This is a genomic window from Halobellus limi (genome assembly GCF_004799685.1).
GTDB lineage: Archaea > Halobacteriota > Halobacteria > Halobacteriales > Haloferacaceae > Haloquadratum > Haloquadratum limi.
Map to the genome: position 1 here is coordinate 2,728,441 of NZ_CP031311.1, position 24,950 is coordinate 2,753,390.

Sequence of the window (24,950 nt, forward strand, 5' to 3'; positions counted from 1 at the left end):
ATCGTACGAAGGTCGATCATTAATAATAAATTGTGGGTGTCGGTGCCCTTACGCCTGGCTCTCGATCGATTCGAGCGACGCCTGAAGCGACTCCATCGCCTCCGAGGAACTCTTCTCCTGTCGGAGCGCGGCGTTGACCTCGGTGGCGATCTGGTCGGACTGCTGCGGCCACACCGGCGTGACCGGCCGCGGCAGCGCGGCCTCGCCGGCGACCTGCAGCGTGTCGACGTACCGCCCGATGAGTTCGAGCTGTCGCGTCCGCTCGGTGTTGATGAGGTCGGCGATCGGCGGCGTCCACCCGCCGATCTCGAACATCCGGAGCCGGACCTCGTCGGTCTGGAGCGCGCGGAACAGCTGGACGGCCGCCTGCTTGCGCGCGTCGTTGGCGTTCGGGTTGAGCGTGAGGTGCCAGCCGCCGAGCGCCGAGGTGCTGCCGCCGATCGACTCGTACGGGGAGTCCTCCTGCGAGACCGCGTACGGGATCGGCATCACGCCGAGGTCCTCGCCGAAGGCGTCCTCGGCCCCGTTGATGTTGATCGAGTACGGCCAGTTGCGGTGGGCGACCGCGTCGCCGTTGGTGAAGGGTTCCCGCGAGGGCTCCTCGGTGTACTGGACGACCGCGTCGGGGGAGATGTCCGCGTACCCCTCGAGCGCCTCGTCGTCGTCCTGGCCGTAGATGAACGTCCGCATCATCCGGACGGCGTTGATGACGTTCTCCTGGTCGACCGTGACCGGGCGGTCGCCGATCGGGCCGAAGTAGTTCTCGAACTCGCCGAAGTACGACCCGCCGTGGGAGCCCATGAACTCGATGAAGTCACAGCAGGAGAGGCCCTCGTAGGCGGAGCCCTGCCAGGTGAACCCCATCTGGGTGTCGGTCGCGTCCATCGTCTCTCTGACGACCTGCGAGAACTCCTGCCACGTCATCGGTTCGGTGGCCCAGGTGTCGAAGTCGGAGTCGGAGTAGCCCGCCTCCCGCATCAGGTCCTTCCGGTACTGGATCGTCGGGAAGTCCGCGAACAGCGGGATGCCGAAGAGGTCGCCGTTCGGCCCCTGCGCCGTCGCGACCATGTTCTGCAGGTAGTCGTTCGTCACCGTGTCGGTGATCGAACTCGGCAGCACCTGGCTGAGGTTGGCGATCTGCCCCCGCGCGATGAACGGGATCGTCCACCCGTTGTCCATCATCATCACGGTCGGGCGCCCCTGGCCGGCCGAGAGGATCTGCTGGTACTGCGAGCGGCGGTCCCCCGTCGTGAACGAGCCGGCGAGGAACTCGATGGAGATGTTGTCCGGCAGTCCGCCGTCCTCGTGGAGCGTCTGGGAGATCTCGTCGGCGGCGTTCGCGAAGTTCGAGTCCGCCGCGATCTGGATGGTGACCTCCTCGTCGGAGGTCGACGTGCCGATCGGGGTGTCGGTCGACCCGCCGTCGCCCCCGCCGTCACCGCTGCCATCGCCGTTGCCGCCACCCGAACAGCCCGCGAGCCCGACCGCGCCGAGCGCGCCCGTAGCCGCGAGGTACTGTCGTCGGGAGACGCCGTTCGAAGTGCTGTCTTGAGGCATCACCTAGGTGTAAGTAACAATGATTAATATACTCATGGGATTTTACAACGACAGTTGTTAATCAGCTGATCCGCCGAGCGACGGGGGAGACGGGGCCCTATCCTCTTGAAGAAACGACTGCGGTCGGGGAAGCGAGCCCCTCACTTGACCACGGTGAGTCGGGTCCCCTCGACGTCCTCGATGATCGCGCCCCAGCCGCCGACGCTCACGTGTTCGCCGTCGACGTCGAGGTCGACGGTGACCTGTCCGGCGAGTTCGAACCCGGTGGCGGCCTCGGCGTCGAACGGCACGCGGACGTCGGTGATCGTCCCCTCGAGGTGGCACTCCTCGCCCGTGTTGGTGTCGTAGCCCTCGACGCGGAGGCGAACCGGGTCGTCCTCCCAGTCGACGTCGCGGAGGTCGCGGACGAGGTGGCGCACGTCGAAATACTCGATCGGGTAGCCGTCATCTCTCGCCTGATAGACCCGTTCCCAGGGCTCCCACAGACAGGTGAGGAAGTACCAGTAGAACACGTACGTGTGGGTCCGGTCGTTGACGAGCACGCCGTAGCGGTCGTAGGAGTCCGGGTGGTGCGCGAAGCACGCGCGGCGGCGGTCGGCGAGCGCGACGAACGGCGCGGGGAGCGGTCGGTGGTGGACCTCCGTGCAGAGACCGGCGAAGCGGTCCGCGTCCAGCGAGACCGCCTCGTCGCTCGTGTGGACGGAGACGCGGACCGAGACCCCCCGGTCCATCGCGTCCTGCAGCGCCGGCCGCAACTGCTCGAAGTTCTCGATCGTCGTCGAGAGCAGGACCTGGTGACTGGCGCTCGCGATGAAGGACTTCGCGCGGGAGATGACGGTCTGAAAGCGCGTCACGATGCTCGCGTCGCCCGCCTCCAGTTCCGGCTGTTCCCACCGCTTCTCGACCTCCTGAGCGGCGCGCTCCAGTCGGTCCGCCCGCTCGGTGAGATCTTCGAGCACCGTCGACGGACTGTGCGCTCGCGCACGCAGCGAGGCCTGTTCGAAGGTCTCGATGTACCCGCGGTCCTCCAGGGACCGGAGGACGTCGTAGATACGCGGTGCCGGCACGTCGCTGGCGTCGGCGACGTCGGTCGCCGGGGCGGTCCCGAGATCCAGGAGCGCCACGTACGCGTCCGCCTGGTACGGCGACAGCCCCGCCGTTTTCAGCGTCTCGACGAGCGACTCGGTGTCCATACGAATGTGGGAGCGCGGCGGCGACTAAACGGTGTCGCGTCCGACGGTGTCGCTAGGGCGTCGCGTCCGACGGTGTCGCCGGGGCGTCGCGTCCGACGGTGTCGCCGGGGCATCGCGTCCGACGGTGTCGCTGGGACGTCGCGTTCGACAGTATCAGTCCTTCCCCGGCGCGGGCCAGCGCGGCGTCTTCGGCGCCTCGATCCGCTCGATCTCTTCGTCGGTGAGCGAAACCGCCAGCGCCTCGACGTTCTCTTCGAGGTGGTCCAGTCGCCGGGGGCCGATTATCGGCGCGGTGACGACGTCCTTGTGCAGCAGCCACGCGATGCTGACCTGCGCGGGCGTCGCGCCCTTCGCCTCGGCGATGTCGCGGATCTCGTCCAACACGGCCCAGTTCTCCTCGGTGAACCGCCGGGCGGTGTACTCGTCGGTCGCCGCGCGGCCGGAGTCGGGCTCTTCGTCCCGCTCGTACTTGCCGGTCAGGAAGCCGCCCGCCAGCGGCGACCACGGCAGGACGCCGATACCCTCGGCCGCGCAGGCCGGTAGGACGTTCGCCTCCTCGTGGCGGTCGACCGCGTTGTACTCCGGCTGCATCGAGACGAAGCGCTCGTAGTTCTCGACGTCGGCGGCGTACAGCGCGCGGGTGAACTTCCAGGCGGGCATCGTGCTCGCGCCGACGTAGCGGACCACGCCCTCCTCGACGAGGTGATCCAGCGCCGACAGCGTCTCGTGAACCGGCGTGTCGTCGTCCCAGCGGTGGATCTGATAGAGGTCGATGTAGTCGGTTCCGAGCCGATCCAGCGAGGCCTCGGCCTGGTCGAGCACGTGCTTGCGGGAGAGCCCCGCGCCGTTCGGCCCCTCTCGCATCCGGTGGTACACCTTCGTCGCGACGACCAGCTCCGAGCGGTCGTACTCCTCGATCGCCCGCCCGACGATCTCCTCGCTCTCGCCCCGCGAGTAGACGTTCGCGGTGTCGAGGAAGTTGATCCCCAGATCCAGCGCGCGGTCGATGATCTCTCGTGACTGTTCCTCGTCGTCGATCATCCACGGTTCCCCCGATCCGAAGTTCATACACCCGAGCGCGAGCCGGGAGACCTCCAGTCCCGTCTCGCCGAGCGTCGTGTATTCCATGTCGACCATCGTCTTCGATACCGGGGCGGGCGGCAAAAAACCACGCTGAGGCGCGTTCACACGGATCCGAGTACCCGTTCGGGAACCCTCCCGTACCGTTCCCCCGACGCCGACGGCGGAACGTTGATTTCGCGGCGGCGGCTACCCGGAAGGGATGAGAGACTCGCATCTCGCCGGTCTCCGGCGACCGGAACACACCGGGGAGAACCGCTGCTGGCCGTGCACCGCGGTCAACGTCGCGATCCTGGCCGCGCTCTCGGCGGCGGTGTTCCCGATCTCGGCGGTCCTGTCGGCCCTCGTTGGGGCCGTCGGGCTGCTCCTCGTCGGACTCCGGGGCTACCTGATCCCGGGCACGCCCCGGTTCGCGCCGCGGATCGTCTCGCGGCTCCCCGGCGGCGACGCGCTGTTCCACGGCTCGGAGGCGCCGGCGGCGTCGGGGACGCTCAGCGCCGACGGCGGCGCGTCCGGCGACTCGGGGGCGTCCAGTGATTCGGGGGCGTCTGGCGGCGACGAGGCGGTCGCCGAGGAGACGGACGCGCGAACGGATACTGCCGGCGGCCCCGCCGGTTCCGGAGGGGTCGAGAGCGCCGACGGCGACGACCTGCTGGACCGGCTCGTCGCCGCCGGAGTACTGGCGGCCGACGGCGACACGATCGCCCCCACCGGGGCGTTCGAGGAGCGCTGGCACGCGGAGATGGAGGAGTTGCGCGGACTCGAAACCGAGGCCCTGGCCGACGCGGCGCTGGAGGTCTCGCCGGCGACGATCGCCCACGCGGTCACCCAGGACGGCGAGGAGTGGGTCGCGCTCGCGCCCCACGCCGACGCGAACGCCGTCGAGGAGACGTGGCTCTCGCGGCCGGTCGCCGTCGCGGAGATCGGCGGGGCGCGGGCTGCGGCCGCGTTCGTCGACGACGACGCGACCGCCCTCGCGGCCGCCCAGACCTGCCGGATGTTCCTCGACGCCTGTCCCGAGTGCGGGACGGAGCTCGAACGGGGGAACGAGATGGACTGCTGCGGCGGTCACACCGGCCCGACCGACGTCCCCAGAGAGACCCTCGTCTGTCCGTCCTGCGAGGTCAGGCTCTACACGTTCGAGTGAGTGGGGAGATCGCCGAGAGCGACGCCCACGTCAGGGCTGCTCGTACACTCGCGTCTCGTAGGGCCGCAGTTCCAGGGTCTCGGCGGGTGTCGCGGTGACGTCTTCGTAGTTACTGACGAGCAGCGAGGCCTCGGGGTCGAGCACGTCGAGGTCGGCGGTCGCCTCGCGGTCCGAGAAGTTGATCGCGACGACGACACGCTCGTCGTCCAGCGTTCGCGTGTAGACGAACAGCTGCTCGTCGTCGGGGCGGTGCAGTTCGTACCCGCCGTAGACGAGCGCGTCGGTCCGCTCTCGGAGGTCGATCAGCGACTCGTAGTACGAGAGCACCGACGGCGTCCGCTCGCGCTCGCGGGCGACGTTGATCTCGGGGTAGTTGTCGTTGACCGGGATCCACGGCTCGCCGTCGGTGAACCCCGCGTGGGCCGTGTCGTCCCATTGCATCGGCGTCCGCGCGTTGTCGCGCGTCCGGTGCTCGACGACGTGCCGGATCGACGCGTAGTCTTCGACCTCCCCGTCGGCGATCAGTTCCCGGACGTTCCGGACGGTGTCGACGTCGCTGACGTCGTCGAGGCTCTCGAAGGTGCCGTTCGTCATCCCGAGCTCCTGGCCCTGGTAGACGAACGGCGTCCCGCGGAGCGTCAGGAGGATCGTCGCGAGCGCCGTCGCCGACTCGTAGCGGTAGCGCTCGTCGTCGCCGAAGCGGGAGACCGACCGGGGCTGGTCGTGGTTCTCGAAGAACAGGCTGTTCCAGGCGAGGCCGTCCTGCCAGCGGTGGAGGGTCTCCTTGAGGTCGAGGAGGTCCCACTCGCCGACGTCCCACCGGCCCCGTTCGCCGAAGTCGAGGCCGACGTGCTCGAAGTGGAAGACCAGATCCAGCGGGCCGTCGGGCCCCGTGTACCGCCGCGCGTGCTCGAGGTCGAGGTTCGGCATCTCTCCGATGGCGACGGCGTCGGTGCCGGCGAACACCCGCTCGTGGATCTCGTCGAGGTACTCGAAGATGCGCGGTCCGTCGACGAAGTGTTCGCTCCCGACCCACTCGTTGTTCGGGTCGCCGTCGGGGAGCCCCTCGGCCTTCGAGAGCAGGCTCACGACGTCCAGGCGGAACCCGTCGATGCCCTTCTCCAGCCACCAGTTCATCGCGTCGACCATCGCGTCGCGGACAGCGGGGTTCCGCCAGTTGAGGTCCGGCTGGCTGACGTCGTAGAGGTGGAGGTACCACGCCTCGCGCTCGTCGTCGTACTCCCAGGCCGATCCCCCGAAGAAGGACTCCCAGTTGTTCGGGGGCACCGGATCGCCGTTCGCGTCGGTGTCGCCGTCGCGCCAGATGTAGTAGTCGCCGTACTCGCCGTCGGGATCCGAGCGCGACCGCTGGAACCACTCGTGGTCCGTCGACGTGTGGTTGGGGACCATATCCATCACGAGCCGGATGTCGCGCTCGTGGAGCTCCTCGAGGAGGCGGTCCCAGTCGTCCATCGTGCCGAACTCGGGGTAGATCGCGCGGTAGTCACTGACGTCGTAGCCGTTGTCGCGCTGCGGGGACTCATAGACCGGGTTGAGCCAGACGCAGTCGACGCCGAGTCGTTCGAGGTGGTCGAGTCGCTCGATGACGCCCGGGAGGTCCCCGAACCCGTCGCCGTCGGAGTCGCTGAAGCTCTTCGGATAGATCTGATATACGACTGCTTCCTTCCACCAGGTGCGTTCTCTCATAGTTGGGAGGTGTAGACGGGAGTCCGTCGGCGTTTCGTGGTGTCCGTCGCGCCGGCGGCGCGGGGGGAGCGGCCGCACGCCGCGGTCGGCACGGCGAACCACCCCGTCGGACCACGCGAACCGCCCTGTCAGGCCGCGGGCGAAGGCGAGGTGACCGCCGTCGGATTCCCGATCGTCGTCTGCGGTTTCGCCCGTTTCGTATTAACCGTTGTGAGAACTACCCGCTATCGAGTTAATGATTCGGCGCCGGATGGGTTGCGTTTTTATTCGGGGACGAATTAATCTCGGTATGGTTTCGACGCCGGTTCGCGTCGGGTTTCTCGTCGACGGGCGCCCGAGCGACCAACAGGCGGCCGCGCGGGAGTGGGCGAGCGACCGGTACGACCTGGACGTGATCGAGGTCGACGACGTCGCCGCGTCGACGTCGTACGACGTGATCTGGTGGCACCGCGAGGAGGAGTTGCGGGACATCGACGAGGACGTCGCGTCGGCGCTCGAAGGCTACGTCCGGGACGGCGGCGGCCTCCTCCTCGGGCTCCGGGCGGTGAGTGCGGTCGAACCGCTCGGAATCGACCCGGTCGCACCGGACGCCGTCGGCACCGCGAGCGTGTCCGCCCCGGCGGGGCTGCTGTGGCGCTCGGTGTACGACGACCACCCCGCCGTCGAGGGGTTCGACGGTCTGCGGATTCCGATCGCAGACCACGGGACCGTGCCGTTCGCGCGGTACGAGGCGGTCCTCCCGGCCGAGGGCGAAGTCCTCGCCGCGACCGTCGAGGGCGAACACGACCGCCCCGTGCAGACGTCGGTGGTCTCCTGGCACCACGGCGACGGCGCGGTGCTGGGCGCCAGCGCGTTGGCGTTCGGGGGCGATCCGGCCGAGGAGATCGCCGCCAACCGCGACCGCGTCGCCGCGGGGTTTCTCGAGTCGCTGGCGGCCGGTCCGGATTCCCGGTTCGACCGACCGACGGATCGAGAGGGGTTCGAGCGCCTCCGCGCGCGCCTCCGCGACGACCCGCACCGGCCCCGGTTCCACGTCACGTCGCCCGCGAACTGGATCAACGACCCGAACGGCCTCATCGAACACGAGGGGCGGTACCACGTGTTCTACCAGTACAACCCGGCCGGCCCCTACCACCACGCGATCCACTGGGGCCACGCCGTCAGCGACGACCTCGTCCACTGGCGGGACGAGCCGCTCGCGCTCGCGCCCACTCCGGACGGCCCCGACCGCGACGGCTGCTGGTCGGGGTGTGCGATCGACGACGAGGGGACGCCGACGCTCCTGTACACGGGCGGGCGCGGACGCAAACAGCTCCCGTGTCTGGCGACCGCCACCGACGGGTCGCTCCGGTCGTGGCGCAAGGATACGGCGAACCCGATCATCGAGGAGGCGCCGACCGACCTGGACATCCTGGAGACCGAACACTGGGAGGCGGAGTTCCGAGACCACTGCGTCTGGCGGGAGGACGGCCTGTGGCACCAGATCATCGGATCGGGCGTCACCGACGTCGGCGGGACGGCGTTGCACTACACGGCCGAGGACCTCCGCGACTGGACGTACGAGGGGCCGCTGCTGGTCGGCGAGGGGCCGGACTCCGGGGCCGTCTGGGAGTGTCCGGAGCTGTTGCGACTGGGCGAGAAGGAGCTGCTGCACGTCTCCAACTACGAGGACGTGGTGTACTTCATCGGCGAGCGCGGCGACGGCGGTTTCGAGGTGGACTCCCGGGGCCTCCTGGATCACGGTGACTTCTACGCCCCGCAGTCGATGGCGGTCGGGGACGGCTACCTGACCTGGGGCTGGCTCCCGGAGGCCCGCGACAACGAGGCCCAGTGGGACGCCGGGTGGTCGGGAGCGCTGTCGGTGCCGCGCCGCATCGACGTCGACGAGTCCGGCGACCTCAGACAGCGTCCGGCGGCCGAGCTGAAAGCCCTCAGGGAAACCCAATACGTCGACTCGGCCGCGATCGACCTCGACGACGAGCGGAGAGAACTGCCGGCGAGCGGCCGGACCCTGGAACTGACGGCGACGATGACCCTCCGCGACGCCGACGCGGTGACGCTGTCGGTCTTCGAGTCGCCCGACCGGCGCGAGCGAACCGAGATCAGTTACACCGCCGGAAACGAACTGGTCGTCGACCGGTCGAACGCCAGCGAGGACCACCGGGCGCGGAGCGACGAGCAGCGGATGGAAGTCACGCCGTACGACGAGCCGCTGTCGCTGCGGCTGTTCCTCGACGGCTCCGTCATCGAGGCGTTCGTCAACGACCGCCACTGCCTGACGAGCCGCGTCTACCCCACCCGGGACGACAGCACCGGGCTCGCCGTCGCCGCCGTGGGCGGCCGCGCCGAAATCGGCGACTTCTCGGTGTGGGAACTCGGCGACGCGTGGCCGACGGCCGAAGAGCGCACGCCGCGGTCGACGGCCGCGACGCGGTAGGACGGGGAGCCGCGTCGCGGCCGGCGACGTCGGACAACCGCACCACGCGAGAGCCTACGACCCCGAACGCACCGCGTCAGGTGGCGACACTACGTCGAGCGTACCGCGTCAGGTACCCGTACTACGTCGAGTAGCCGTAGTACGAACCGACGGAGTCGATCCGGACCTCGTCGTCGGTCCCGCCGTCGGTCGCCGCGCCGTCGCGGTCGACGTACTCCGACTCCCGGAAGTCGCGTCGGGCCGACGGACCGAGCGGGCCCTCGCCGTCCTCGGGAACGGCTCCGGCGGGGTCGTCGACGTCGAAGTCGGGCAGCGACTCGTTCGACGTCGGGATGTGCCAGTGGTCGAGCGTGCCGAGCACCCGCGTGCGGTCGCCGTCGACCGCGAGCCGGATCGTCGGCCCCAGGGTCCCGCCGAACCGGCGGCGCTGTTCGCGCTCGGAGAGGTGCGCGATCTCGTCGAGCGAGTCGCCGGCGAAGTCGAAGTAGTTGAAGAAGCTCTCGACGAGGATCTCCTCGCGGTGCGGGAACGCCATCCACGAGTACGCCTGGAAGGGGGCGTTGTGGGGATTCGTGACGACCAGCCCCGAGTCGTTCAGGGGTCGGTAGGGGCCGCCCAGCGAGTCGGCGACGAATCCGTAGAGCGCGTCGTAGCCCTCGAGTCCGGGCGCGAAGGTGTGCATGTGGCTCGACACGAAGAGGTAGTACCGCCCGTCGCGGTAGACCACGTGCGGCCGTTCGAGTTCCTGGTTGGTGCAGACGCTCTCGAGGATCGGCGGGCGGAGTTCCCACTCCATCGGGTCGCCCGACGGCGACACCGCGACGCCGACGGCGCCGTTGAACTCCTGCAGACCGTCGTCGCCGCCGCAGCGGTCGCTCCCCTCGGGGACCGGCGCGTTGGCCTCGAACAGCAGGCAGACCTCGCCCGTCTCCGGATCCTCGTAGAACCACGGGTCGCGGAAGGTGTAGATCATCCCCCGGGACTGCGATTCGGTCTCGTACCACTCGCCGTCGGGGCGGAGCAGTTCGTGGTGGGTCCATAGGCCGTCGATCGAGAGCGAGGAGCCGGTGGTCGTGACGGTCCCGCCCGACGCGCCCACGAGACGCTGCGTGTACGTCAGTTCCGCGGCCCCCTCGGTCCCGGCCGCGGTGTAGTAGAGGTAGACGTCGCCGTCGTCGTACAGCGCCGATCCGGCCCACTGACGCTGGCCGAGGGCGTCGTCGGCGAACACGGGGCCGCCGTCGTGCCACCGCCGGCCGTCGCGCGAGTAGAAGTACCGGATCGCGGCGACGTCGTGGCGCTTGCCGGGGAGGAGGTCTCTCGGGGCCGTGAGCGAGAACACGACGCGCCAGCCGTCGAGGTCCGCCACCCGGCCGTGGCGGTCCCGCAACAGCCACGTGTCCCAGACGTGGACGTCCTCGGCGGGCGTCGACTCGGGCGGGTAGATGATCGGTGCGACCGTCTCGGGCGTGCGCTCGATCCCGGCGGCCTGCTCGCGACTCCACCGCGAACGCGGCGGGTCACCGCCGACGTTCGGTTCCCTGTTGGACGGTCGGTCGGGCATCGTCAAAAAGTGAACTCACCTCGAAATAACTCTTTTTACTCGGTAGCGGTCCCCGCCTGCCGAGAAGACGGCCGGGCCGACCGACTCGACGGGATGGCCGGTTTGTACTAAATATTAACTCAAATCTAAGTTAAAATCTCAAAAGACTCAAGTAGTTGTGGCTCGTTGATACAACCAAGATGAGTATGAACACGGTACTGCTTGCGTTCGGCTCGAAAGACGAACAGCGAATCGACGAACTCCTCGACACGGCGACCTCGATCGTCGACCCCGACGGCACGATCGTCCTGCTCCACGCCTTCGACCGGGAGCGGTACGACACGATCGCGAAGCGGCTGAACGTCGACAACGCCGCGGAGATCTCGCCGGACGACATCGCCCGTCGATCGCGGATCGGCCGCGAGATCGCAGAGCGTCTCGACCGCGCCGGCGTCGACTACGTCGTCCGCGGGGCGATCGGCGAGACGAGCGACGCCATCCTCCGACAGAGCGAACTGGAGGACGCCGACCTCGTCGTCGTCGGCGGTCGCAGCCGGTCCGCCACGGGGAAGGCCCTGTTCGGATCGACGGCGCAGAAGGTGCTGGTCGAGGCCGACTGCCCGGTCACGTTCGTCAAGGAGCAGTCCGAGACGAAAGAGAAGGCCGCCGCGCCCGCGTAATCGCCGGAACGTCGCCCGCCGATCGGTTCGCGAACACCGACCTTTTTGCGGATCAGTCGAACAGCCCCGAGACGTCGGACTCCTGGCTTCGCCGCCGTTCGACGTGTCCGCGGAGCCGTTCGTAGACGAGCGAGCGCTGCGCTCGGTCGGCGGCGAAAGAGAACAGCATACCGACGAAACCGCGCGAGCGCCGCTGTGGCGTCCCCTCGGGAGAGCTGTCTCCCGCGAGCTCTTCGCGGGCGTACCGGATCGCGTCGTCGACGACCGCCGCGTCGAACGACTCGTACTCGGCCGCGAGAAGGGTCACCGCGGTCGCGACGTCCTCGAACGACAGGTCGGTCGGCTCCAGCGTCTCCCCGTCGTATCGGAGCGCGGGCGGGCGACGGCGCTCTGCGAGTTCCGGGTCCGCGGCGAGCCGTCGGAGGTACGCACGGACCTCGTCGACGTTCACTCGCGGGTCGTCGACGGCCGCGAGGTAGCCCGCCGCGCTCTCGGCCAGCCCGCGCTGCCCGCTCCAGTTGCGTCGGCGGCCGTGATGGACCGCCGCGGCGTACTGGATGAGCCCGTGGAGCAACCGCTCCTCGGGCGTTCCGTCCGCCAGCGCGAGCCACGGCTCCTCCCAGGCCTCGTGGGCGACGTGGTAGTCGCCCGCGTTGAACACCGCGACGCCGACTCGAAGCGCCTCCTGCACGCCTCGGAGTCGTCGTCGCGTGAGTAAATAGCCGGCGCTCGCGGATGAGAGAACCGCCCCGGCGGTGACGAACTTATCCGGCTGTAGACCCTTCGAACACCCGAACGCACGATGACCGAGACCCCCGCCTTGCCTCCCCGATAATGACGCGGACGCGCGTGACCTGCCTCGATTGCGGGACCGAGTTCGTCCGGCCGAACGGCTACGACGGCAACTACTGTCCCGAGTGCCACGAGTCGTGGACGACCGACGACGACGACCGCGGGTCGACGGACGGACCGGAGCCGCGTCGGCTCCGGCGCGGCACGAAACCCTCCGTGCGACGGCTCGACGACCGGGACGCCGACGCCCCGTCGCGGTACGACGAGGAGTGAGTAGCGGGGCGGTGCCGACGATCAGGGCGGAGGAGCGGCCGGCCTCGGAGTCCGAACGCTCACCCGAACGCCAGGACCGCCGCGAGGAGGGAGAGAGCGCTGACGGTGAGAAGCGAGGCCAGGACGACGAGCAGCGGTCGGGCGCCGGTGTTTCGCAGGTTCCTGATCTCGATACTCGTTCCGAGCCCGACGAACGCGACGAGAAACAGCCACTGGTAGCCGCGTTCGAACAGCGAGAGGACTCCCGCCGGGAGAACCCCGGTGCTGGCGACGGCCGCGACCGCGGCGAATCCGAGGACGAACGTGGGGAACTGCTCCCAGAGGGACCGCCAGCTCGCGGCCGAGGAGCCCTCGCTGTCGCGGCGGGCGTAGTAGACGGCGTACAGGACGGCCACGACCCCGATGAACACGTTCCGGCCGAGTTTGGTGATCGTCGCCCACTGGCCCGCCTGCTCGGAGTAGGCGAACCCGGCCGCGACGACCGGGCCCGTACTGACCATACTGATCCCGGACCAGACGCCGAACACGACGTCCGAGAGGTCGAGCAGGCGTCCGATCGCCGGGTACACCGCAAGCGTCACCGCGTCGAACAGGAGGATCGTCGCCACCGCGTACGCGATCTGGTCTGCCTTCGCGCGAACGCCGCTCGAAACGGCGACGATGGCCGAGACGCCGCAGATCGAGTACCCGGCCGCCAGCAGCGAGCCAAGCCGCTCTGGGACCTCGAACACCTCGCGGGCGACGAGTTCGACGAACACGAGACTGAAGCCGAGAAACCCGACGACGAGCAGCAGTAGGAGCGGCCCGGTCGACAGCAACTGATCGACCGCGACGCGAGCGCCCATCAGGACGATTCCGAGTTCCAGCCAGCGGTTGTGGGTCCCGACCCCGGGCGCGGCCCACTCGGGGACGCCGACCGCGTTGGCGAGCAGCACGCCCAACCCGACCGCCAATAGGAGCCTGTTGACGCCGAGAACGGTCGTCGAGAGCAGGTGCGCGAGCACGCCGCCGACGACGAGAAGGAGGAGTCCGGGGAGGGGTCGCGAGACGTCTCGTGGTGTCATAAATAGTATATCTTGTGTACGGTCGGATCGGTGAGGTGTGGGTCACAGACGCGGCGAAGTTGGACCGCTGCGAACGCCGGAGAGGAACCGGGGTGAGACATCTTAACGGTTCTGTGTCGACATAGTGTGGGTTCCGAGATCGGTCTGGGTTCGCGACGCCGGTGAAGTATTGGTACGTTTCGTCGCTATCGCTCTGGTCTGTTGTGTCCGAGATACCGGAAATATTAGAGGCATTCGACTTCGGTCGGACCGGAACGGGACCGTGCCGCGGGCTGGCGATCCGATCAGTCGCGTAAAGAGTGTCTTAGTCTTATTATCGAATTACTAACAAAAAGTAGTCGTCCGGTAGAGGCGGTATGACAGATCGACGGTGGGCGACCCGACGCAGCGCGCTCAAGTTCGGGGCTGTCGGATCCTTCGGAGCCGTAACGGGGCTAGTGCCGATAGTCTCGCAGGCCGCGCCCGAGGGCATCGAGGACTGTACGACGATCGACGAACCCGGCGAGTACGAACTCAAAAACGACATCACGGGAGGCGGAACCCTCGGTCCCGACGACGACGCGTGTATCGAGATTCGATCGGACGGTGTCATACTCGACGGGAACGGATATGTGATCGAAGGCGACGGGGACGGAACGGGAATCTTAACCGAAACGGGAGGACTGAACTCGACAATTCAAAACCTCACGGTACGGGGGTTCGAGTACGGAATCGAGGACGATTTTGCTTCCCGATTGACGATCAAGTCAGTGACGAGCGAACAGAACCGCGTCGGAATATACGGAGACCTGTCCACGATCACCTGTACGAACTCGACTATTCGTGAAAACGACAACGACGGGATCAGTTTGTTTAACGGTGAGAGCCTGATCGTACGCGACTGCGAGATCCGTGACAACGGGGGGAATCCCGTCCTTATGTGCTGCCGCAATCGGGTCGTGTTCGAAGACTGTGTGATCGTTGGGAACGGCGAACCGGCAAGGTTTCCGATGGTTCCGGGCACGAGAATCGAGGGAACGGAGATCGCAGAGTCCAGCGGAGCGGGTATCAGCACGATATACGGCGACAGGCAAAACACTCCCGACGAGCCGGTAGAAATCACCGACAGTTACATTCACGACAACGACGGCCCCGGAATCGCACACGGCAACGGCTATCTCGAAGTCATAGGATGCACGCTCTCCGGAAATCAAGATGGGTACTACGCGGACGGCATCGAAGCGGGAAGCGCCGTACTCAGGTACAACAACATCGAGGACAACGAAGAGTACGGAGCGTTCTTCCGGGAAGTTTTAGAAGGAGAGGTCGACGCCGAATGCAACTACTGGGGGGACGAGAGCGGTCCGAAGCACCCGAACAACCCCCGGAGCGATCCGAAAGGCCAACGCGTAACCGCCTCCATCGATGTCGTCCCGTGGTCGGTCGAGCGGATCAAAGACAACGAGGGCGTCTGCATCGGCGGGCAGGAACGGGTCGGCTACATCAGCCTGTCGTCGTTCACGAAGGTGACTGGTGACGACGAGGTTGCCTGTGTGCCTGACGAGGACGGTTGGGGAGACAGTTTCTACATACGGCGGGAGGCCCGAAACGGCTGGAGCGACGAGGGCGTCGTCGTCGACGTCCCGAACTCGTCGCAGTCCTTCCGCGGCTATCTCATAACTGCAGAGGGGGACACCCCCAGTAGCGGCGGGCCGAGCGGCGAGGGGCCCTGGGGAGAGGACTGCAGTAGCTGGTTGTTCGTCAACGAGGAACAGGAGGTCCAGTTCGACATCGAACAGACGGTCCACGACCCAGAGCCGATAGTCGCCCACGAAGCGGTGCAACCCACGAACGGCGACGGCGACGACGTCGGACTTCCGCTCGATCTGGTCCGGACCACGTTCGCGCCGTTCGCCGAAGCGGAGTAGAGAACCGCGCGAGACTCGGAACGGACTACGGGACGCAGACGTTCCGCTACGCTCACTCCTTGGGATCGGAAGCTTCACCGTGAATTGTGCCGAGAGATGGTCCGGCCTCGGTCCGTAATCCGACGTCTCGGCGGGAGCGTTCGTTCGACATCGCTCTCGGCCCGAGAATCGACTGTCGATGATCGGGACTGATCGAGGTAAGCATCGTATTAATCAAATATTAGAATGCTAACAAAACCGGTTCGCGTGGTCCGTACGGTATGACTGATCGGCGGCGAACGACTCGGCGTGGCGCGCTCAAGTTCGGGGCTATCGGGTCCTTCGGAGCAGTGACCGGACTGGTCCCGATGGTCTCACAGGCCGCGCCCGAAGGCATCGAGGACTGTACGACCATCGACGAACCCGGCGAATACGAGCTCAATAACGACATCACGGGAGGCGGAACCCTCGGTCCCGACGACGACGCGTGTATCGCGATTCAAGCGGGCGATGTCACGCTCGACGGGAACGGCTACACGCTCGAAGGAGACGGCGACGGAGTAGGGGTCCGGATCGGGATGTACGGGCCGGAATCGACGGTACGAAACCTCACGGTTCGGAATTTCGATCGAGGGATCGCACCGGAGTACGGGTCGGTCGTCGCGATCGATTCCGTGACAGTCGAGGGAAACGCCGAGGGGATACGGGGCGAGTTATCGGACCTCACCTGTACGAACTCGGTCGTTCGGGACAACGACGGGTACGGCATTTACCTCAGTAACGAGACCCTGACCGTCCGAAACTGCGAGATACGCGACAACGGCGGCGCTCCAATTGGGATGTGTTGCCGTGGGTCAGTGGTTGTCGAGGAGTGTGAGATCGTCGGGAACGGGGGTCCGGTCTGGTTCACAATAAACCCCGACACGAGAATCGAGGGGAGCGTGATCGCCGGATCCAGCGAGGAGGGAATCGCAACGGGAGTGGGCGATATGCACAACGCCCCCGACGAGCCCGTTCGCATCACGGACTGTTACATCCACGATAACGAGGGCCCCGGAATCAACCACCGCAACGGATATTTCGAAGTGAGACAGTGTACGCTCGCCGGCAATCGGGACGGGTACTACGCGGATGGAATCGAAGTGGGCAGCGCCGTACTCAAATATAACAACATCGAAAATAACGAGGAGTACGGGGCGTTCTTCCGGAAGGAGTTCGAGAACGAAGTCGACGCGGAATGCAACTACTGGGGTCACGAGAGCGGTCCGAAGCACCCGAACAACCCCCAGAGCGATCCGAGGGGCGAACGCGTCACCGAAAGCATCGACGTCACCCCGTGGTCGGTCGAGCGGATCGAAGACGGCGAGGGCGTCTGCATCGGCGGGCAAGAACAGGTCGGCTACATCAGTCAGTCGTCGTTCGCGAAGGTGATCGGCGACGACGAGGTCGCCTGTGTCCCCAATGGGAACGGCTGGGAAGAGACGTTCTACATACGGCGAGAGGCCCGGAACGGCTGGAGCGACGAGGGCGTCGTCGTCGACGTCCCGAATTCCTCACAACGGTTCCGCGGCTACCTCATAACTGCGACGGGAGACACCACTTGCAACGGCGGCCCGAGCGGCGAGGGTCCCTGGGGAGAGGACTGCGGTAGCTGGGTGTTCGTCGACGAATCGCAGGACGTTCAGGTCGACGTCGAACACAGCGTCCACGACCCCGAGGCGACGGTCGCCCACGAGGCGATCCAGCCCACGAACGGCGACGGCGAAGAGGTCGGACTCCCGCTCGATCTGGTACGGACCACGTTCGCTCCCTTCGCTGAGTCGGAGTAGCGAACTACGGATATCCCGGGACGCGGGCGGCTCGCAGAAGCGTCCCTGCTCAAATCTCCGGTCGGAGTTTCGCGAGACGCAGACTCCTCGCTCCGCTCGTCGTGTTGTGCTGCAGAGAAACGTCCTGACGGAGTTCCACGCGAGCGGACGCGAGCGTGGAGCAAGTCAGGTCGCGAACGAAGTGAGCGTCCTGACGGAGATTTGAACTCCGGTCCCTGGCTCCGCAAGCCAAGAGGATAGTCCACTACCCTATCAGGACTCACTTCTCCGTACTGCGGGTTCACTTATGAGGGTTACGATGCGACGGGAGCGCGACACCGCACCACACGGCAGCGATTCACCCGGACGGGTTCGGGTCTCGTAGTGTAAGCAGCAACATTTTCTGCTATCTGCGAAGATCCCAGGATTCGAGCGACGACGCAGATGCCACAGAGAACTGGCAGAATGTTACGTGATTGTGTCGGTCCGAGAAATATGTGAGTCACATCCGGCGTTAATCGCTGCCCTGTCGAATTCCCGCCGTCGCAGGTGGCTTCAGAAACTGACGAGACGCGGGAGTCTTTAGGGTCCCGTGGTCTTGATCCGGTTATGGTACAGCTAATTCGGTCCCTCTGGCGACAGTATCGGTCCGTCGCGCTCATCTATCGGATCTTCGTCGCCTTCGTGCTCGGCTCGGCAGCGGGTATCGCCTTCGGCGAGCGGATGGCCGTCGTCGCCCCGCTCGGCGACCTGTTCCTCCGACTGCTCAATATGCTCGTCATCCCGATAATCGTCTTTACGTTGCTCACCGGGATCAGACAGCTCTCGCCCGCGCGGCTCGGGCGGATCGGCGGCGCGACCGTCGGGCTGTACGCCGCGACGACGACCGTCGCGGGGATCATCGGCCTCGCCGTCGCGAACGTCCTCCAGCCGGGGCGCGGCGTCGAGTTCGCCGGCGGCGAGGCGCAGTCGCAGGCCCCGCCGTCGGTCACGGAGGTGCTCCTGGGCCTCGTCCCGAACAACCCGGTGGCGGCGATGGCCGACGGCAACCTCCTCGGGACGGTCTTCTTCGTGATCGTCTTCGGGATCGCGCTCACGTACGTCCGCGCGCGAAAAGAGGAGTACGCCGAGAGCGTCGACTCCGTGTTCGAGGCCTTCGAGGTCGGCGCGGAGGCGATGTTCGTCGTCGTCCGCGGCGTGCTCGAGTACGGCGTCGTCGGCGTCTTCGCGCTGATGGCCGCCGGGATCGGAACCGAGGGAATCGGCGTGTTCACCTCCCTCGGTGCGCTCGTCCTGGCCGTCGCGGTCGGGGTCGCCGTCCACATCGCCTTCACGTACCTGTTCCTCCTGATGGGCGTCGTCGTCGGCGTCTCGCCGGTCTCGTTCCTCGCGGGCGCGAAGGACGCGATGCTGACCGCGTTCGCGACGCGCTCCTCCAGCGGGACGCTGCCCGTGACGATGCGGAACGCCGAGGAGGACCTGCGGATCGAAGAGCGCGTGTACTCCTTCGCGCTCCCGGTCGGCGCGACGGCGAACATGGACGGCGCGGCCATCCGGCAGGCGATCACGGTGATGTTCGCCGCCAACGTCGTCGGTCAGCCGCTGGCGCTGACCGAGCAGGCGTTCGTCCTGCTGGTCGCCGTCCTCATCAGCATCGGCACCGCTGGCGTCCCCGGCGCGGGCATCGTGATGCTCACCGTGATCCTCACGCAGGTCGGCCTCCCGCTGGAGGTCGTCGGCTTCGTCGCCGGCGTCGACCCGATCCTCGGCCGGATCGCGACGATGAACAACGTCACCGGCGACCTCGCGGTCTCGACCGTCGTCGGCAAGTGGAACGACGCGGTCGACTTCGAGGAGGGGGTGTGGACCCGCGGGAGAGAGCGTCTCGGCACCGTCGTGCCCGGCGGCGACTGAGTCTTTCTCCGTGAGTCGCGATCGAGGCTCATACCTCGAACGCGACCTCGGATGGGACAAGGATCCGTTTGAACCTCCGGCACCTCTTTTGGATCACCCGTGATACGGGGAGGTATGCACCGCCGAACCGTCCTGTCAGGCCTCGCCGTCGCCCTCCCCCTCGCGCTCGCCGGCTGTACCGGCGCCGCCCCGCCGGGCGATTCGGACGGGACGAACACCACCGACGAACAAAGCGAGACGGACGCGCCGACTAACGAAACCGAGACGCCTGACGAAACCGTCACACCGGGACGCATCTCCGCGAATCTCGTGCCGCGCGAGGAGTGTCCGAATCCGGGTGCGGCGACGGTCAGTCTCGGTGACGAGGCGGTCTCGGTCGTCGGGTGCGTGGTCGGGAACAACGGCTGTAACGTCCCGCGGTTGCAGGAGGTCGACTACGACACCGAGAGCCGGGAACTCGTCGTGGTCGTCGCCGCCGTCGACGAGAGCGGCGAAGACGAGGCGTGCACGGAGGCGCTGGTGAACCTCGGCTACGAGGTCGAGATCGAGGCGGACGGGATCGAACCGATCAGCGTGCGCGTCGTCCATGATGACGTCGATGGGCGTCGAACAGTCGTCGACGTGACGAGGTAAGCGGTCGGGAGTGCGTCGGACTCGGGCCGCGAACGTTCTTATAGGAAGCCGAGCCCACACTCGGTGTGCCAGGAATCGACAGCGGAATCGGGAGACTGCGAGGGGTCGTCGCCGACGGTGTGCGGGAAAAGACCGCGGCCCGACTCCGAATCGACACCGCCGACAAGACAACGCTTAAGCGGCGGCCTGCCTTGGCTGTGGATATGTCTGTGGCCGTAGCCGCTCGAACCGCGGGTTTCGCGCTCGGACCCGACGGCCGTCGGCGCGACGGGGGTGTCGCGTAGATGGGTGCGATCGAAGAGGTGTACGAGGACCTCGACACCGACGTCGAGTTCGAGGAGTTCGAGGCGGCCGTCGAGGACAAGGTCGAACAGATGGGCGGCCTCGCCGACGAGGAGACCGCGGCGATGCTCATCGCCCACGAACTCCGCGACGAGGAGGTCGAGGGCGTCGCCGACGTCGCGCCGGGGATGAACGACGTGAAGTTCCTCGCGAAGGTGATGAGCGTCGGCGACCTCCGAACCTTCGAACGGGACGGCGAGGACGAGGACGGGAAGGTCGTAAACGTCGACGTCGCCGACGAGACCGGCCGGATCCGGATCACGATGTGGGACGATATGGCCGAGGACGCCGTCGAGAGCCTCGAAACCGGCCAGACGCTCCGCGTGGCGGGTCGCCCGAAAGACGGGTACAACGGCATCGAGGTCGACGTCGACAAGGTCGAACCCGCGCCTGACGCCGAAGTGGACGTCGAGGCCCGTGACACCTACCGCGTCGAGGACCTCGCGCTCGGACTCTCGGACGTCAACCTGAAGGGCCGGATCCTCAGCACCGACAGCGTGCGGACGTTCGACCGCGACGACGGCTCCGAGGGCCGGGTGGCGAACCTGACGCTCGGCGATCCGACCGGCCGAATCCGAGTGACGCTGTGGGACGAGAAGGCCGACGTCGCCACCGAGTTCGAGGCCGGCCAGTCGGCGGAAGTCGTCGACGGCTACGTCCGCGAGCGGGACGGGACGCTCGAATTACACGTCGGCAACCGCGGCGCGGTCGACGAACTCGACGAGGAGATCGAGTACGTCCCCGACACCCGCGCCGTCGACTCGCTGGAGATCGGCGAGACCGTCGACATCGCCGGCGGCGTCATCGAGACCGATCCGAAGCGGACGTTCGACCGCGACGACGGCTCCGAGGGGCAGGTCCGGAACGTTCGGGTGAAAGACGACACCGGCGACATCCGCGTCGCCCTGTGGGGCGACAAGGCCGACCTCGACGTCGACCTCGCGGACTACGTGGTCTTCACCGACGTGGAGATCCAGGACGGCTGGCAGGACGACCTCGAGGCCTCCGCGGGGTGGCAGTCGACGGTCAGCGTGATGGACGACGCGCCGGAGGACGCCGCCGACACCGACACGGAGGCGGCGCAGTCGACCGGTCTGGGCGCGTTCGAGGCCGGCGGATCGCCGGCGGGCACGGGTGACTCGGAGTCCGACTCGACTGCGTCCGGCGTCGGGGGCACAGCCAGCGACGGCGGCGGTTCCGCCGCGGCGGCCGTGGCGGAGCGTCCCGGCGAGGCCGACGGAGAGGCGGAGACGGAGACGTTCACCGGGACGGTCGTCCAGGCCGGGAGTCCGGTCGTCCTCGACGACGGGAGCGAGACGCGGAGCGTCGAGACCGACGAGTCGCTGCGGCTCGGCGAGAAGGTGACCGTGAGCGGACCGCTCGCCGACGGGACGATCACCGCCGAGGACGTCGAGCGGTCGGGCTGAGCGCGCGGCCGCGTATCGCCCCGGACGCGTCGCTCGGGTGACCGTCGCACTGCGCCCGGACGGATCGCTCCGATCGAGAGCCGCTGCGCCGCCGAGAGCGTCGAAGGCGGACGGAGCGGCCTACGGAAAGGATTATACGCCGGTCGAACACGATATAGTGGTAATGAGTGTCGAATTGCCGTTCGCCCCCGTGGACGCGATCATTCGACGGAGAGCCGGCGACCTCCGGGTCAGCTCCGGGGCCGCAGAGGAGCTCGCTCGCCGCGTCCAGGCGCACGGAGCGGCGCTCGCCGTCGACGCCGCCGAGCGGGCGGCCGCAGACGACAGAAAGACGCTGATGGCCGAGGACTTCGACGTCCAGCAGGTCGTGAGCCGTCGCGACCTCGAACTGCCGATCGCGCCGATCGACCGCATCGCCCGCCTCCGGATCGACGACCGCTACCGCGTCTCGATGGATGCACGGATCGCGCTGGCGGACATCCTCGAGGACTACGCCGACAACGTCGCGAGCGCGGCCGCGACGCTCGCGCGGCACGCGGACCGGCGGACCGTCCAGGCCGAAGACATCGAGACGTACTTCGCCCTCTTCGAGTAGCGATGCAGTTCGGCTACAGCGAGACCTGTCTCGCACACGATACCGGCGAACGGCACCCGGAGACCGCCGACCGTCTGCGAGCGATTCGCCGGGCGCTCGCGAAGCGGCACGGGATCTCCTACGTCGAGGCGGACCCGGCCGACGAGGAGTCGGTCGCCTCGGTCCACGACGACGACTACGTCGAGGAGGTCCGCGAGTTCTGCCGGGACGGCGGCGGCAACTGGGACCCCGACACCGTCGCCTCCGAGGCCACCTGGGAGGCCGCGACGGCCTCGGCGGGCCTCGCACAGTGGGCCGCGCGGGAGGCCACAGAAGGGGCGAGCGGACGCGACACGCCCTTCTCGATCGGTCGCCCGCCCGGACATCACGCCGTCGCGGACGACGCGATGGGGTTCTGCTTCATAAACAACGCCGCCGTCGCCGCCCAGACGCTCATCGACGACCCCGATTCCGACGTCGAGCGCGCGGTCATCTTCGACTGGGACGTCCACCACGGCAACGGCACCCAGGACATCTTCTACGACCAGGGCGACGTCCTCTACGCGTCGGTCCACGAGGACGGGCTCTACCCCGGAACCGGCGAGATCGAGGAGACCGGAACGGGAGACGGCGAGGGGACCACACTGAACGTCCCGCTGTCGGCCGGCGCGGGCGACGAGGACTACCTCCTCGCGGCCGAGGAACTGCTCCGTCCCGTCGTCGAGCGGTTCGATCCGGACCTCTTCGTCGTCAGCGCCGGGTTCGACGCCCACCGGCACGACCCGATCTCGCGGATGCGCGTCTCGACGGAGGGGTACGCCCTGCTGACCGACCGCGTCCGCTCGATCGCCGACGACGCCGACGCGGGGCTGGCGTTCGTCCTCGAAGGCGGGTACGGGCTCGACACGCTCTCGGAGGGCGTCGCGACCGTCCACGAGACCTTCGACGGCCGGTCGCCGGTGGAGCCCGACGGAGACCCCGGCGAGTCGACCGAGCAACTCGTCGAGGACGTGCGTCGGGCGCACGATCTCGACGGCTGACGGCGGGTCAACGAGCGGACAGGAACCCGGCCCGGCGGCCTCATCCGCCGAAGTGGTCGGGACCGATCCGCCCTACGGTCGGGGGTCGAAGTACGACGCCAACTCGCCTCCGAACTCCTCGGACAGCGTCGCGACCTCGTCGCCGACGAGGACGTCGTACTCGGTTTCGAGCGCCGTTTCGACCCGGGCCCCGAGGCCGACCGAGAACAGTTCCGCCGAGCGGAGCAGTTCCGCGGCGTCGGTGAACTCCCGCTCGCGCTCGACGACGTAGCGCTCGCCGTCGACGAACGGCCCGTAGGTGTCGGGCGGGGCGTCGCCCCCGGGAGGCGTCTCCCTGTCGCCGCCGTTCGGCGCCGCCTCTGCGTCCGCGTACGCCTCGTAGAACCCCTCGGCGTGCGCCCGGACGTGCACCGGCGGCCCGCCGTGGCGTTCGATCGACGGGAGGGTTCGGCGGGCGAGTTCGACGAACAGGACCGCGCGCTCGTCGGCGAACGTCGTCGCCCGAATCGGCTCGAACCCCCGGCGGGCGAGTTCGTCGCGGACGCCCGACAGCGACTTCCGGAGCTGGGGGTACAGCTGATCGTCGACGAGGTCCGGCGCGTCGAAGACGACCGCGATGGGCGTCGTCCCGCGGCGGTCGAGATGCGCGCGGACGGCGTCGGGGCCGATCGGCTCGGGCTCTCGCGGCTCGAAGATCCCCTCGCTCGGGGCCGAAAGGAACGCCCGGGCGTAGTGCTGCAGGCGGGCGACGTTCTCCGCGGCGCAGACCGCCGCGACGTTCCGCGCGGGGTCCGTCGGGTCGACCATCACGAGCGGGTCGTCGTGCGATCTCGTCGCGTGGTCCTCGGGATCGAAGACGACCGGCGGGTGCCAGTCGGCCGCGGCGGCCAGGAGCGTCTCGACGTCGCCGTGTTCGAGGACGAGCAGTTCCGAGAGGTACCCGGAGAACCCCTCGGTCTTCAGGTTGCTCCCGTAGACGCCGATCCCCTTCAGGAACTGCTTGAACACGCGCATCTCGCCGGCGAGGTCGTCGTCGATCCGCTCGCGCAGGTAGGCGTTGTGGTGCGGCGTCCGATCGACCGCCGACTGGAGGGCGGACCCGTCGCCGACGTCGTAGCAGGGCACGAGATCGACGTCGAAGCCCTCGAACTCGCCGGTGACGTAGGGGTGTTCGGCGTACTCCTCGTGGCCGTCGGGGAGGACCGCGTTGCCGATTTCGAGCCCGTAGCGCTCCAGCGTCTCGCGGTCGAGGTCGGCCGGGAACCGCACGAAGAGGTCGATGTCGCGGTCGCCCGCGAGCCAGGTCCCGCGGGCGGTCGATCCGACCTGGACGACGTCGGCGTCGACCGGGAGGTCCGAGACCGCGGCTTCGATCCGCGCGGTGAGCGTCGAGACCGCGGCCCGCATCGCTTCGCGCTCGTCCGCGTCGGGGGTGACGCGCTCTCGGACCCGCTCTATCACCCGCCGTCTCGCGTCGGCGTCGGCCATCGTTGTCACGGCTTCGAGAGGGTCCGGCGAAAGGGTGTCGATGCGGACGGACGTCGACGCCGACGGATCGGAGACGCCGACGCCGGCCGAACGAGCGACTCTCGTCCCGGCGGCGTGCCGTCACCTCGCACCCGTGCGGTGAAAACGAAAGCCCTATCATACTACCTCGGTGTACATTCGTGTGCAGGCACGCCGAGCCGTCGTAGCTCAGTTGGTAGAGCACCTCGCTGTTAACGAGGTGGTCCCAGGTTCGAGCCCTGGCGACGGCGTCAGTTTCTCTCGACGTCGACTTCGGAGTGGCAAATTTGCTCCTCCTCTCGGCGTACCGCCCGCCAACGACACGTCTAAGGGGGAGACCGGGAAAC

At 67.6% G+C, this 24,950-nt stretch carries 20 protein-coding genes and 2 tRNA genes; 13 read left to right on the plus strand and 9 right to left on the minus strand.

The annotated features are described in order from the left end of the window. Positions 1–48 precede the first annotated feature (48 nt). The 3 genes from DV707_RS13530 to DV707_RS13540 form a co-directional block, all read right to left on the minus strand. Positions 49–1,557, minus strand: coding sequence for an extracellular solute-binding protein (locus DV707_RS13530; RefSeq protein ID WP_103992828.1), 1,509 nt, complete (start codon positions 1,555–1,557; stop codon positions 49–51). A gap of 140 nt (positions 1,558–1,697) precedes the next feature. Further along, the gene (locus tag DV707_RS13535) at positions 1,698–2,750 is read right to left on the minus strand and encodes a TrmB family transcriptional regulator (RefSeq protein ID WP_103992829.1); all 1,053 of its coding nucleotides are present in this window, start codon (positions 2,748–2,750) and stop codon (positions 1,698–1,700) included. 153 nt (positions 2,751–2,903) lie between these two features. Continuing rightward, the gene (locus tag DV707_RS13540; RefSeq protein WP_200820951.1) at positions 2,904–3,878 is read right to left on the minus strand and encodes an aldo/keto reductase; all 975 of its coding nucleotides are present in this window, start codon (positions 3,876–3,878) and stop codon (positions 2,904–2,906) included. Between the two features lie 154 nt (positions 3,879–4,032). Between DV707_RS13540 and DV707_RS13545 the strand changes: the two genes are divergently transcribed. Next, a complete protein-coding gene (locus tag DV707_RS13545; RefSeq protein ID WP_103992831.1) occupies positions 4,033–4,977 on the plus strand; it encodes a hypothetical protein in 945 nt (314 codons plus the stop codon). A gap of 30 nt (positions 4,978–5,007) precedes the next feature. On the opposite strand, the gene DV707_RS13550 is transcribed toward DV707_RS13545, so the two are convergent. Continuing rightward, positions 5,008–6,684, minus strand: coding sequence for a glycoside hydrolase family 13 protein (locus DV707_RS13550; RefSeq protein ID WP_103992832.1), 1,677 nt, complete (start codon positions 6,682–6,684; stop codon positions 5,008–5,010). A 289-nt stretch (positions 6,685–6,973) separates the two neighbouring features. Here DV707_RS13550 and DV707_RS13555 point away from each other — a divergent pair, with 289 nt between their 5' ends. After that, positions 6,974–9,121 (plus strand): glycoside hydrolase family 32 protein, encoded by a 2,148-nt coding sequence (locus DV707_RS13555; protein ID WP_103992833.1) that lies wholly within the window; start codon positions 6,974–6,976, stop codon positions 9,119–9,121. A 121-nt stretch (positions 9,122–9,242) separates the two neighbouring features. Here the strand turns inward: DV707_RS13555 and DV707_RS13560 are convergent, their stop codons facing one another. Then, positions 9,243–10,685: a glycoside hydrolase family 68 protein gene (locus DV707_RS13560; RefSeq protein WP_103992834.1), complete on the minus strand. Its 1,443-nt coding sequence runs from the start codon at positions 10,683–10,685 to the stop codon at positions 9,243–9,245. 179 nt (positions 10,686–10,864) lie between these two features. Here DV707_RS13560 and DV707_RS13565 point away from each other — a divergent pair, with 179 nt between their 5' ends. Continuing rightward, entirely contained in the window at positions 10,865–11,344 is a 480-nt protein-coding gene (locus DV707_RS13565; protein ID WP_103992835.1) for a universal stress protein, read from the plus strand. A gap of 52 nt (positions 11,345–11,396) precedes the next feature. Here DV707_RS13565 and DV707_RS13570 read toward each other — a convergent pair whose 3' ends face one another. Further along, on the minus strand, positions 11,397–12,035 hold the full coding sequence (locus tag DV707_RS13570) for a DUF309 domain-containing protein (protein WP_103992836.1): 639 nt from the start codon (positions 12,033–12,035) through the stop codon (positions 11,397–11,399). Positions 12,036–12,178: 143 nt separating this feature from the next. Between DV707_RS13570 and DV707_RS13575 the strand changes: the two genes are divergently transcribed. Next, positions 12,179–12,409 carry a DUF7564 family protein gene (locus DV707_RS13575; RefSeq protein ID WP_103992837.1) on the plus strand — a complete coding sequence of 77 codons (231 nt, stop codon included), beginning with the start codon at positions 12,179–12,181 and terminating at the stop codon, positions 12,407–12,409. Positions 12,410–12,468: 59 nt separating this feature from the next. On the opposite strand, the gene DV707_RS13580 is transcribed toward DV707_RS13575, so the two are convergent. Beyond that, a complete protein-coding gene (locus DV707_RS13580) occupies positions 12,469–13,473 on the minus strand; it encodes a YeiH family protein (RefSeq protein ID WP_103992838.1) in 1,005 nt (334 codons plus the stop codon). Between the two features lie 356 nt (positions 13,474–13,829). On the opposite strand from DV707_RS13580, the gene DV707_RS19325 reads away from it, so the two are divergent. Together DV707_RS19325 and DV707_RS13590 are read left to right on the plus strand one after the other, a co-directional pair. After that, positions 13,830–15,380 (plus strand): right-handed parallel beta-helix repeat-containing protein, encoded by a 1,551-nt coding sequence (locus DV707_RS19325; RefSeq protein ID WP_103992839.1) that lies wholly within the window; start codon positions 13,830–13,832, stop codon positions 15,378–15,380. A 260-nt stretch (positions 15,381–15,640) separates the two neighbouring features. Beyond that, entirely contained in the window at positions 15,641–17,188 is a 1,548-nt protein-coding gene (locus tag DV707_RS13590; protein ID WP_103992840.1) for a right-handed parallel beta-helix repeat-containing protein, read from the plus strand. Between the two features lie 186 nt (positions 17,189–17,374). Here DV707_RS13590 and DV707_RS13595 read toward each other — a convergent pair. Continuing rightward, positions 17,375–17,447 (minus strand) — tRNA-Arg (locus DV707_RS13595). Between the two features lie 329 nt (positions 17,448–17,776). On the opposite strand from DV707_RS13595, the gene DV707_RS13600 reads away from it, so the two are divergent. From DV707_RS13600 to DV707_RS13625, 6 genes are all read left to right on the plus strand, one after another. Continuing rightward, entirely contained in the window at positions 17,777–19,081 is a 1,305-nt protein-coding gene (locus DV707_RS13600) for a dicarboxylate/amino acid:cation symporter (RefSeq protein WP_103992841.1), read from the plus strand. A 114-nt stretch (positions 19,082–19,195) separates the two neighbouring features. Next, positions 19,196–19,714: a hypothetical protein gene (locus tag DV707_RS13605; RefSeq protein ID WP_103992842.1), complete on the plus strand. Its 519-nt coding sequence runs from the start codon at positions 19,196–19,198 to the stop codon at positions 19,712–19,714. A 65-nt stretch (positions 19,715–19,779) separates the two neighbouring features. After that, positions 19,780–19,998 carry a hypothetical protein gene (locus tag DV707_RS13610; RefSeq protein WP_136361885.1) on the plus strand — a complete coding sequence of 73 codons (219 nt, stop codon included), beginning with the start codon at positions 19,780–19,782 and terminating at the stop codon, positions 19,996–19,998. Beyond that, positions 19,999–21,483 (plus strand): single-stranded DNA binding protein, encoded by a 1,485-nt coding sequence (locus tag DV707_RS13615; RefSeq protein WP_103992843.1) that lies wholly within the window; start codon positions 19,999–20,001, stop codon positions 21,481–21,483. A 163-nt stretch (positions 21,484–21,646) separates the two neighbouring features. After that, the gene (locus tag DV707_RS13620) at positions 21,647–22,078 is read left to right on the plus strand and encodes a histone (protein ID WP_103992844.1); all 432 of its coding nucleotides are present in this window, start codon (positions 21,647–21,649) and stop codon (positions 22,076–22,078) included. A gap of 2 nt (positions 22,079–22,080) precedes the next feature. Next, entirely contained in the window at positions 22,081–23,097 is a 1,017-nt protein-coding gene (locus DV707_RS13625; protein WP_103992845.1) for a histone deacetylase family protein, read from the plus strand. A 72-nt stretch (positions 23,098–23,169) separates the two neighbouring features. Here the strand turns inward: DV707_RS13625 and cca are convergent, their stop codons facing one another. After that, complete coding sequence (gene cca, locus DV707_RS13630; RefSeq protein WP_103992846.1) at positions 23,170–24,585, minus strand: CCA tRNA nucleotidyltransferase; 1,416 nt, start codon at positions 24,583–24,585, stop codon at positions 23,170–23,172. Positions 24,586–24,781: 196 nt separating this feature from the next. Between cca and DV707_RS13635 the strand changes: the two genes are divergently transcribed. Beyond that, positions 24,782–24,854, plus strand: a tRNA-Asn gene (locus DV707_RS13635). Positions 24,855–24,950 lie beyond the last annotated feature (96 nt).